This window comes from Halomonas sp. 707D4 (assembly GCF_024158685.1).
Classification (GTDB): domain Bacteria; phylum Pseudomonadota; class Gammaproteobacteria; order Pseudomonadales; family Halomonadaceae; genus Vreelandella.
In genome coordinates, this window is the sequence record NZ_JAMZBD010000079.1 from 1 (window position 1) to 9370 (window position 9370).

Consider the following 9370-nt stretch of genomic DNA (forward strand, 5'->3'; position numbering starts at 1 on the left):
GTACTCCAGCGCCTCGGCGACCCGCCATACCCGCGCCAGATCCTTCGAGTAGAAATAGGAGGCGAGCCCGTACTGGGTGTCGTTGGCCATCTCGATGGCGCTCTGCTCGTCGTCGAAGGGGAACACAGCCGCCAGCGGCCCGAAGGTCTCCTCCTTGGCGACCTTCATCCGGTCGTTGGCGAAGCTGATCAGCGTCGGCGTGAAGAAGTTGCCGCCCAGCGGATGCGGATGCCCGCCCAGCAGCAGCTCGGCGCCGTGGTCGATGGCATCCTGGACGTGCTCGGTGACCTTCTTGACACCGTTCTCGTCGATCAGCGGGCCGACGTTGACCCCGGCATCCGTGCCATCGCCCACGGTGAGTTCGCTGTTCATCGCCGCCGCGAGCTTTTCGCAGAAGGCGTTGATGACACTCGACTGGACCAGGAAACGGTTGGTGCAGATGCAGGTCTGGCCGGCGTTGCGGAACTTGGCCGCCATGGCACCTTCGACGGCCGCATCGAGATCCGCATCCTCGAAGACGATGAACGGGGCGTTGCCGCCGAGCTCAAGGGAGATCTTCTGAACGTGCTGGGCGGCATTGGCCATCAGCTCGCGCCCCACCTCGGTGGAGCCCGTGAAGGTGATCTTGCGAACCTTGGGAGAGTCGGTCAACGCCTTGGCGATCTCGGCGGCACTGCCCGGCACCACGTTGAAGACGCCGCGCGGAATGCCCGCCCGCTCGGCCAGAAGCGCCAGCGCCGTCGCGGAGAACGGTGTCTGGCTGGCCGGCTTGATGACGATGGTGCAGCCGGCGGCCAGCGCCGCTCCCGCCTTGCGGGTGATCATCGCGGCGGGGAAGTTCCAGGGCGTGATCGCCCCGACCACGCCTACCGGCTGTTTGGTGACCAAGATGCGCTGGCTCGCCTTGGCAGCAGGGATCGTCTCGCCGTAGATACGCCGCGCCTCTTCTGCGAACCAGCGGATGAAGCTTGCCGCGTAAGCGATCTCGCCTTCGGCCTCCTTGACCGGCTTGCCCTGCTCGTGAGTCATCAGTACGGCCAGGTCGTGCTGGTGCTCCATCATCAGGTCATACCACTTGAACAGCAGATCCGAGCGCTCCTGGGCGGTCATCGCGCGCCAGGCGGGCAGCGCCCGGTCGGCGGCATCGATCGCGCGCTCGGTCTCGGCGCGCCCCAGGCGCGGCATGTCGCCCATGGGCTCACCGGTGGCCGGGTTGATTACCTTGATCTGCTCGCCGCTGTCGGCGGCCACCCAGCTGCCGTCGATATAGGCGAAGGGGCAGTACAGCTGTGTCTCGTTGAGCGCTTCCATGACAGTCTCCCAACCGAAAGGTCATCTCGTGGTTCCGTGATCCCTTCATGCTAAGACGAAAAAGCGCGTTTGACCAAATGTTTGCCCGGGCGCCGCCGAGGCGCCTAGTTGATGAGCGTGAGAAACTCCTGGCGCGTCGCCTGATTGCTGCGAAACAGTCCGAGCATCACCGAGGAGGTCATGCTGGAGTTCTGCTTCTCGACGCCACGCATCATCATGCACAGATGACGCGCCTCGATCACCACCGCCACGCCCTTGGCCTGGGTGACCTGCTGGACCGCCTCGGCGATCTCGCGCGTCAGGTTCTCCTGGATCTGCATGCGCCGGGCGTACATGTCCACGATGCGCGCGAACTTGGAAAGCCCCAGTACCTTGCCCGTCGGAAGGTAGGCAATGTGGCACTTGCCGATGAAGGGCAGGAGATGATGCTCGCACATCGAGTAGAGCTCGATGTCCTTGACCAGTACCATTTCGTCGGTCTGGGAATCGAACACCGCGCCGTTGATGATCTCCTCGAGCGACGTTGCATAGCCCGCATTGAGAAACTGCATGGCCTTGGCGGCCCGCGTCGGCGTATCGCGCAGCCCTTCACGATCCGGGTCCTCCCCGAGCGCGGTGATGATGGCACGATAGTGCTGGGCGATGTCGTCGGTCATGATGAGCCTCGTTCAACCTGTAAAGCCGAATAGCGGGTAATGATGAGAACCGCTTATTTTACCTTACCCAGGCTCCAGGTGGCAGGGTAAAGGGCAGGCAATGCGCGTTTTACCCTGAACAATGAGCCACTTGCCCGGTCATGCTAGCCAGCGAGGCTGTTCGAGCTGCATGAGCTGCTGCTCGAGCTGGCGCAGGTGCTGATCCCAGTAGCCGCGGTCGGCAAGCCAGGGGAAGGCACGCGGAAACGCCGGGTCTTCCCAGCGCGACACCAGCCAGGCGACATGGCGAACCAGGCGGTAGGCACGCAGCGGCTCGATCAGCGCGAGCTCGTCGTCGGGAAAGGGGCGGCTCTCTTCGTAGCCTTCCCTCACTTCGCTCAAGGCCGCTCGCCACTCCTGGGCATCCTCGGGCAGCAGCATCCAGATGTCCTGGATCGCCGGCGCCATCAGGCAGTCGTCGAAGTCCACCAGGGTAAAGGCATCGTCATGACCCAAGATGTTGCCCAGATGGCAATCGCCGTGGGTGCGGATGAAGTTCGCGTTCGAAAGCGAATGCCGCCCGAGCGCGGTGAGCAGCCTGTCGATGATCTGGGGATAGACGCGGCGCTGCTGGGAGTCGAGCCATGGGCTCTCCATCACCTGGCTGCGCGCGCGCTCGATATCGCCGCTCAGCTCGAGCGTTCGCCGGTGTGCGAACGCCTTGCGCGACGACTGCGCGTGAAGCCGGCCCAGCACCTCGCCGAGTGCGAACAGGTGGGCCGGATTGTCGAGCTCCGGGGCGCGACCCGAGCAGTGCGGAAAGAGCGTGAAGCGAAACCCTTCGAAGCGGTGCAGCGCCTGGCCTTTTTCATCGCACCAGGGCGCGCCCACCGGAATGCCGGCGTCGGCGAGCTCCAGAAGAAACGCGTGCTCCTCGCCGATGGCGGCATCGCTCAGACGCTCCGGGCGGTAGAATTTCACGACCCAGCGGGCACGGTCGTCGTCCTGGAACATCAGCACGCGGTTTTCGTAGCTGTTGAGCGCGAAGGGTTCGCCGGCAGGATAGAGACCGACGGACTCGACGGCGGACATCACCGCTTCGGGGGAAAGCGCGCTGAATGCATGGGCCATGACGCCCCTCCTGATAAAAGACGCCATTCTACCAGTCTCGCCCACGCGGTGTCCGTGCCGGCGCCCAGAGTTCCACGCGCCGCGCCCCCGCCTTGAGCGCCTGGCGGGCGAGCTCATGGCCGGTGGCGCCGGTCGTCACCACGTCATCGACGATGATCAGGCGCTCGGGAAGGCACTGCGGCACAATGAATGCTCCACGAAGATTCTCCAGGCGTGCCCGGCGATTGAGGGTATGCTGGGCCGGCAGGCGCTTGACGCACCTGCCTTCGAGGCTCGCCAGCCCAAGCCTTCTGGCCAGTTGCCGGGCGAGCCAGTCGGCCTGATTGAAGCCGCGCTCGCGCGCCTTGGCCGGGTGCATCGGCACCCCCATCAGCGCCGCATCGGTAGTATCCGGCGGGCTTGTCAGCATCAGCTCCACCAGCAGCACTCCGGCGCGGGTCGAGGCGTGGTACTTGAAGTCGCGCACCAGCGTCTTGACCGGATCGGTATAGAGAAAGTCCGCAGTGGTTCGGGCCATTGCCGGCGGCTCGATCAGGCAGTGTCCGCAAAGCCGTTCGACGGAGTCGGTCGGGCTTTGGGATCTCGGCTCGGCACACATCGGGCAGGCGCCGGGGTTATGCGGCAGCAGCGTCTGGCACTCGTCGCACCACCCCTTTTCGCTCGCCGGGTTCGACTGGCAGAAAGCGCAGTAGCCGGGCAGCGCTTGCCGGAGCCGTTCCTCTATTCTCCCAAGCCACGTCGTCAGCACGCTATCACCTCTTCGTCAGCGGGATTTCCCGAGCCGTCATCTTGACTTAGCGCAATAAATTGATACCATACGCCTCGTCTTCTGCGGATGTGGTGGAATTGGTAGACACGCTAGATTTAGGTTCTAGTGCCGTAAGGTGTGGGAGTTCGAGTCTCCCCATCCGCACCAAATTCAATGCTTTAGATTGCTTGTCACGACCTAAAGCCTTCCAGATCAAGCCTCTTGTCTTACTTTCTTTGGTCTGGTTTCCCCTGCACTACCCCGTATACCCATCGTTTTTCTGTATGCCCTCTTGTATGCTTAACTTCAGGCATACAACCAGCGACGCTGCATGAAACGTTCTCAGATCAAACGGCGCCCTCTCGCCGATACCGTTCTCGCCTCACTCGAGCCCGAAGAAAAAGCCTACCGTGAACTCGACGGCCTGGGCCTCTACTTGCGTGTGAAGCCGAACGGCTCCAAGTCGTGGGAGTTGAGATACAAGCGACCCAACGGCAAATGGTCGTGGAAAGGCTTGGGCGGGTTTCCTACCGTCTCGGGAAAGGCTGCGCGGCGAACAGCCGAAGACCTACGCCGCCAGCTTTCTGATGGCATCGACATTGCCAACATGAGCGAGCAAGGCGATCTGCCCACGTTTCGCGCGTCTGCCGAAAGCTGGTACCAGCGCAAGCTCGATGTAGGCCGGTCGGAGGGCACGACCTCTCAAATGCGGCGCTACCTCGATGGCGACATACTCCCTCGTATTGGCGATACGCCGCTGGCGAATATCACGCGCGCGGACTGCACCGCCGTTCAGCGCGGCATCGAGGCCCGAGGCGCTCACAATATCGCGGAGAAAGTGCGTAGCTGGGTGAACCAGATATTCAGCGAGGCGATCGCCGAGGGTCTGTGCGAATTGAACCCCGCAAGCGAGCTGCGCCACATTGCTGCCAAGGCTCCCGATACCGTTCATTACCCCCACCTGCTCGAAGTCGAACTGCCCGCATTCCTTGTTGCCATGAGTGCTTCACGTAGCCGCCCGATCACCCAAGCCGCGGTCTGGATGGCTCTGCGCACTGCGTCGCGCCCGGGGATGGTGCGCTTTGCTGAATGGCCGGAAATCTCTTTCGAGGATGGGCTTTGGGTGCTCAACGCGGACAAAATGAAAATGCGTCGGGACCATGTAGTACCGCTATCGACCCAGACACTGGACTCACTAAAAGAGGTCCGGTTGCAAACAGGAAGACAGCGGCTCGTGTTCCCTGGGCAAGGCCCCAAGAATCCGGTGCTGAGCGAGAATACGATTAATCAGGCGATCGCCGGCGTGGGCTATAAAGGCAAGCTGGTGGGTCATGGCGCTCGGCACACAGCCTCTACACTGCTCCGCGAGCACGGCTGGAATAAAGACCTAGTTGAGGCGCAGCTGGCTCACAAGGAAGGCGGTATTGCGGGGGTCTATAACCAAGCGCAGTACATCGAGCGAAGGCGCCGTATGATGCAATGGTATTCTGATTACCTTGATGCGTTGAGGCTAGGCATTAATGAGGAACAAACTTTATTATTAGCAAATAAAGTTGAAAATTAACCTATATTGGGGCATCGATAACTTGAACCTATTAGCTACGTTCGCAACAATAGTATCAGCTATAGCTACAGCTGTAGCAGCAATCGCAGCATGGAAGTCAGCGAATTCATCCAGAGAAGCTGTTAAGCTAAGTAGAAGAAATGAAGAAACTCGACTAAGCCTACAGAAGAAAGAAATTTTGATTAAAAACTTTCAATGTATTGTTAGTGATTTTGCTCAAATACGAGCTTACGGCTTTGAGCGTTGGTTCGCTGAAAGAGGCATTAAAGTCAAAGAATTAGATAAAAATATCTCTCGCAATATCTCAGTAATTCTTTGTCTTGATCCAGAAATTGGTAAAGAATTATCCGAGTGGAAGCAATCTGATATTGACGGTCAAACTTACCCATATATTGTCTCTAATATTCTTGGCACCCTCAACGCTAATTTACACGATAGGCATGCTGTTTTTTTTGAGCAAAAATCTAGGCAATTGATAAAAATTCAAGATAAAATCTTCTCCCTATAAATGGGTACTCTACTTTTCTGCAGCGGATTTTGAATCCGCTGTCACGCATTCAACGGCCGCGCTTGCACCGGGCCTCGGCTGAAAAATCAGCTGCTTGCGACTTCCTATGCTTCTCATGTTCTCAGTGGTCGCACCCAGTCTGCGACCAAACTGCGACCACCCGACCTAGACGGCCCCGCTGGGGCGTGGCTATACTCCGCCCGAATGCACTGTATAAATACACAGCAACAGGGAGGGCCCATTATGTCTAGCACCTACCAGCAGCTCGTCGACCGCGTGAAACGCAAAATCGGCAGCCCCCGCGCCCAAGCGGACAACTGCACCGAGCTCCAGCGCCAGTCAGATGACAACGCCGACGACTGGGCGCGCATGCTCCGCGAGCTCGGCACCGTCGAGAACGTGACGATGATCCCCCTCGACGAGACCGGCGAGCATGTTCGCATACGCTGGAACCCCGAGGAGTCGATGTCATGAGCATGCATCTGACGATGCTGGGCCGCGTTGATCGCGGCGCGCCAGCACTCCCCATTCCCCTAGTGGCGGGTTTCGTCCGCGCCGGCTTTCCCTCCCCTGCTGACGACTACCTCGAGGGTGAGCTCGATCTGGTCGATCACCTGATCCAGCATCCCAGCGCGACCTATTTCCTGCGCGCCAAGGGCGCCTCGATGGAGGGCGTGGGCATCTATAACGGCGACCTGCTCATTGTTGATCGCTCAGTCGAGCCACGGCCCGGGCACATCGTCATCATGAGCGTCGACGGCGAGCTCACATGCAAGACGCTCAGCACGATCGGCAACCGGCCCTACCTGGTGGCCGCCAACCCGGAGTTTCGCCCCATTCCGCTGTTCGGCACAGAGTGCCAGGTGTGGGGTGTGGTGACGCACAACATCCACTCGCTGGCCCCCGGGTTCTCGGTATGATTGCGCTCGTCGACTGCAATAATTTCTACGTGAGCTGCGAGCGGGTGTTCCAGCCACGCCTTGAAGGCCAGCCGGTCGGCGTGTTGTCGAACAATGACGGATGCGTCGTCGCGCGCTCGCAGGAGATCAAAGACCTCGGCATCGCCATGGGCGCGCCCGCCCACCAGATCGATCCACACGTCCGCCGGCAATGCACACTCCTGAGCTCGAACTATGCGCTCTACGGCGACATGAGCCGACGCGTGACCGACGTGCTGGGGCAGCACACGCCCCACGTGGAGGTCTACAGCATCGACGAGTCGTTTCTATCGTTTGACGGGTTCGCGCTCGACACCCTGACGGAGCGCTGCCAGGCGATGCGCGCCCAGGTGCGCAGAGATACCGGCATCCCGGTGAGCGTTGGGCTCAGCACCAGCAAGACGCTGGCAAAGCTGGCCAACCACCGCGCGAAGAAAGAGCCAAGGTTCGCTGGCGTGGCCATCATGGATCCCGGCAGCAATGATACTCGGGCATACCTCGAGCAGTTGCCGGTGAGCGAGGTTTGGGGCGTAGCGCATCGAAGCGCCGCCCGACTGCACACACTGGGCATCGAGACCGCTTGGCAACTGCGCGAGGCATCCCCAAAGCATCTACGCCGGCATTTCAGCGTCGTAATGGAGCGCATCGTCTACGAGCTCCGAGGCGTCGATTGCATCAAGCTCGACGATATGACCGAGCCGAAAAAGCAGATAATGGTGTCGCGCTCATTCGGTAGGCTCACCCAGAACAAAATCGATCTGCAGGAGGCGGTACGAGTGCACGCCGCGCGCGCCGGCGAGAAGCTGCGCAAACAGCAGGGCCTCGCCCAGGCCATCATGGTCTTCGTGCGAACCAACCGGTTTCGCAGCGATCTGCCGAGCTATAGCAAAAGCGTGGTCGTCCCGTTGCCCGGCGCAACGTGCGATAGCCGCGCGCTGATTCGCGCCGCCGGCGCCGGGCTCGAGCAGGTTTTCAAACAGGGGATTTGGTATCAGAAATGCGGCGTCATGCTGATGGATTTATGCGATCACGAGAACGAGCAGTTGGGGCTGCTGGGGGAAGCGGAGAGCGACGAGACGCGCCAGCGGAACGAGCGGCTCATGGCCACCCTAGACCAGCTCAACCGGGAGCACGGAAAGAACACTGTGCGGCTGGGAATGCATCGGCCGGTGAACAGTTGGGAGTTACGATGCGAGCATCGGACGCCCCGATACACCACGCGGTGGGATGAGTTGAAGGAAGTGTCGCTGTAACCATGCCCTCCCTGCGTTGTCGTGACGCAACACTGCTAGACGGGAATTCCCCAGCTACCTTCGAGACGACAACCATGCATTTTTCAATCAGCAGCACTCAAAACGGCCCCTGGGTGATAGAGCGCTATTCCAGTGCTGGCCAGGTGTCCACGATAATGACGGCACGCTTTTTTGACGTAGATTTCTACATCGTCACACTCTGGCGAGACGACCACCTTATCGGCTGCAGGTTCACTGCAGCACCGTTCATCGAGGCTCAAGCGTTGTTGGGTTCATGACCTGCCCGCCCCGGCGTCCCCGCCGGGGCATTTTCCGGGCACAAAAAAACCGCCCCATGGCGGCCGCATCATGCCCTCTTTCGATCACCAGGTGATCGCCTCGAGCGCCTCCTCCGTCTCCGCCGCCCGGGCCAGCTTCACCAGCCGCTGCCGCTTACCGGTCAACTGCTGCGCCTCGGCGAACATCGCGGCGTTCTCGAGCACGGCGTGGCACAGCTCCTCGAGCGTCTCGGTGCCGTTGTCGCCGTTACGGCCCAGCAGGATGTTGTCGAGCACCGGCGTGGCAGGGGGCTCACCTTGGGCGCCGGCGGCGCGCCAGGCCAGGTACGCCCGGGCCTGCTCCTCCTGAGCGATCCAGGTCTGTTGCTCCCGCTCAGGGTAGTCGCGCACCAAGGGAGCAGTCTGCTCGTTGTATGCGTCGTTGATCTCCTCGATTTTGGACTGGCGAGCATTGCTAAGGTGCTCAGCTCGCTCCTCGGGGGTGTAGTCGCGCGCGTGCCAGGTTTGACGCCATATGCCATCCGCGTCTTGCTCTGGATCTCCTTGGGTCACGACATCACCATGAGGCAGAGGCGTGTCATGAATTTCAAAAAAACCGGCAGCGTTCAATGCCTCTTCCGTCATTACACGGGGCTGTGACACGCTTGGAGTCAGCGCCCGTGCCCGGAGGCAGGCCTCGGATCGGTCAAGCCCAATGCGCTCCGCCTTACCCTCTTTAACTTGAAGATATTTCACACATTTCTCCATATTTAGTAGACGGTGATAGTCTCGCTAAAAGCCTTTGATACATTGCTAGATGGAAAGCGCCTACCCTCACCCCAAATAACACGCACAACCGCCGGGCCTGGGGCATTACGAACTCCACCCCCACGTGACGCTCCTTGTCCTCCTCCATACTTCCCGCCTATGCTAGGTGTAGTACCTGACCAGCCGCCCGTACCGTTCTCGCCTCCTGACCCGCCTTCTCCGCTTCCCGTTCCGCTCTCCCCCTCTCCGTATATGCC

The 9370-nt window shown here is 60.5% G+C and carries 10 protein-coding genes and 1 tRNA gene; 6 read left to right on the forward strand and 5 right to left on the reverse strand.

Annotated features, from left to right (window positions below):
- From BIS11_RS05340 to BIS11_RS05355, 4 genes are all read right to left on the reverse strand, one after another.
- Window positions 1-1311 (reverse strand): NAD-dependent succinate-semialdehyde dehydrogenase (locus BIS11_RS05340; protein ID WP_253585798.1); only part of this gene is annotated, 1311 nt, incomplete at its 3' end.
- Window positions 1312-1415: 104 nt separating this feature from the next.
- Entirely contained in the window at window positions 1416-1967 is a 552-nt protein-coding gene (folE, locus tag BIS11_RS05345) for a GTP cyclohydrolase I FolE (protein WP_227390674.1), read from the reverse strand.
- 138 nt (window positions 1968-2105) lie between these two features.
- On the reverse strand, window positions 2106-3077 hold the full coding sequence (locus BIS11_RS05350) for a serine/threonine protein kinase (protein ID WP_253419686.1): 972 nt from the start codon (window positions 3075-3077) through the stop codon (window positions 2106-2108).
- A 28-nt stretch (window positions 3078-3105) separates the two neighbouring features.
- Window positions 3106-3825: a ComF family protein gene (locus BIS11_RS05355; protein ID WP_253419683.1), complete on the reverse strand. Its 720-nt coding sequence runs from the start codon at window positions 3823-3825 to the stop codon at window positions 3106-3108.
- Window positions 3826-3908: 83 nt separating this feature from the next.
- Between BIS11_RS05355 and BIS11_RS05360 the strand changes: the two genes are divergently transcribed.
- The 6 genes from BIS11_RS05360 to BIS11_RS05385 all read left to right on the forward strand — a co-directional run bounded on the left by BIS11_RS05360 (window position 3909) and on the right by BIS11_RS05385 (window position 8088).
- Window positions 3909-3993: transfer RNA gene (locus BIS11_RS05360), tRNA-Leu, on the forward strand.
- Window positions 3994-4156: 163 nt separating this feature from the next.
- Window positions 4157-5389 (forward strand): tyrosine-type recombinase/integrase, encoded by a 1233-nt coding sequence (locus BIS11_RS05365; protein WP_253419679.1) that lies wholly within the window; start codon window positions 4157-4159, stop codon window positions 5387-5389.
- Window positions 5390-5411: 22 nt separating this feature from the next.
- Window positions 5412-5897, forward strand: coding sequence for a hypothetical protein (locus BIS11_RS05370; protein ID WP_253419676.1), 486 nt, complete (start codon window positions 5412-5414; stop codon window positions 5895-5897).
- 243 nt (window positions 5898-6140) lie between these two features.
- Entirely contained in the window at window positions 6141-6371 is a 231-nt protein-coding gene (locus tag BIS11_RS05375) for a DUF1654 domain-containing protein (protein ID WP_253419673.1), read from the forward strand.
- Window positions 6368-6817, forward strand: coding sequence for a LexA family transcriptional regulator (locus BIS11_RS05380; RefSeq protein ID WP_253419670.1), 450 nt, complete (start codon window positions 6368-6370; stop codon window positions 6815-6817). The genes BIS11_RS05375 and BIS11_RS05380 overlap by 4 nt, the downstream gene beginning before the upstream one ends.
- The gene (locus BIS11_RS05385; protein ID WP_253419667.1) at window positions 6814-8088 is read left to right on the forward strand and encodes a Y-family DNA polymerase; all 1275 of its coding nucleotides are present in this window, start codon (window positions 6814-6816) and stop codon (window positions 8086-8088) included. The genes BIS11_RS05380 and BIS11_RS05385 overlap by 4 nt, the downstream gene beginning before the upstream one ends.
- A gap of 362 nt (window positions 8089-8450) precedes the next feature.
- Here the strand turns inward: BIS11_RS05385 and BIS11_RS05390 are convergent, their stop codons facing one another.
- Complete coding sequence (locus tag BIS11_RS05390; protein ID WP_253419664.1) at window positions 8451-8918, reverse strand: hypothetical protein; 468 nt, start codon at window positions 8916-8918, stop codon at window positions 8451-8453.
- Window positions 8919-9370 lie beyond the last annotated feature (452 nt).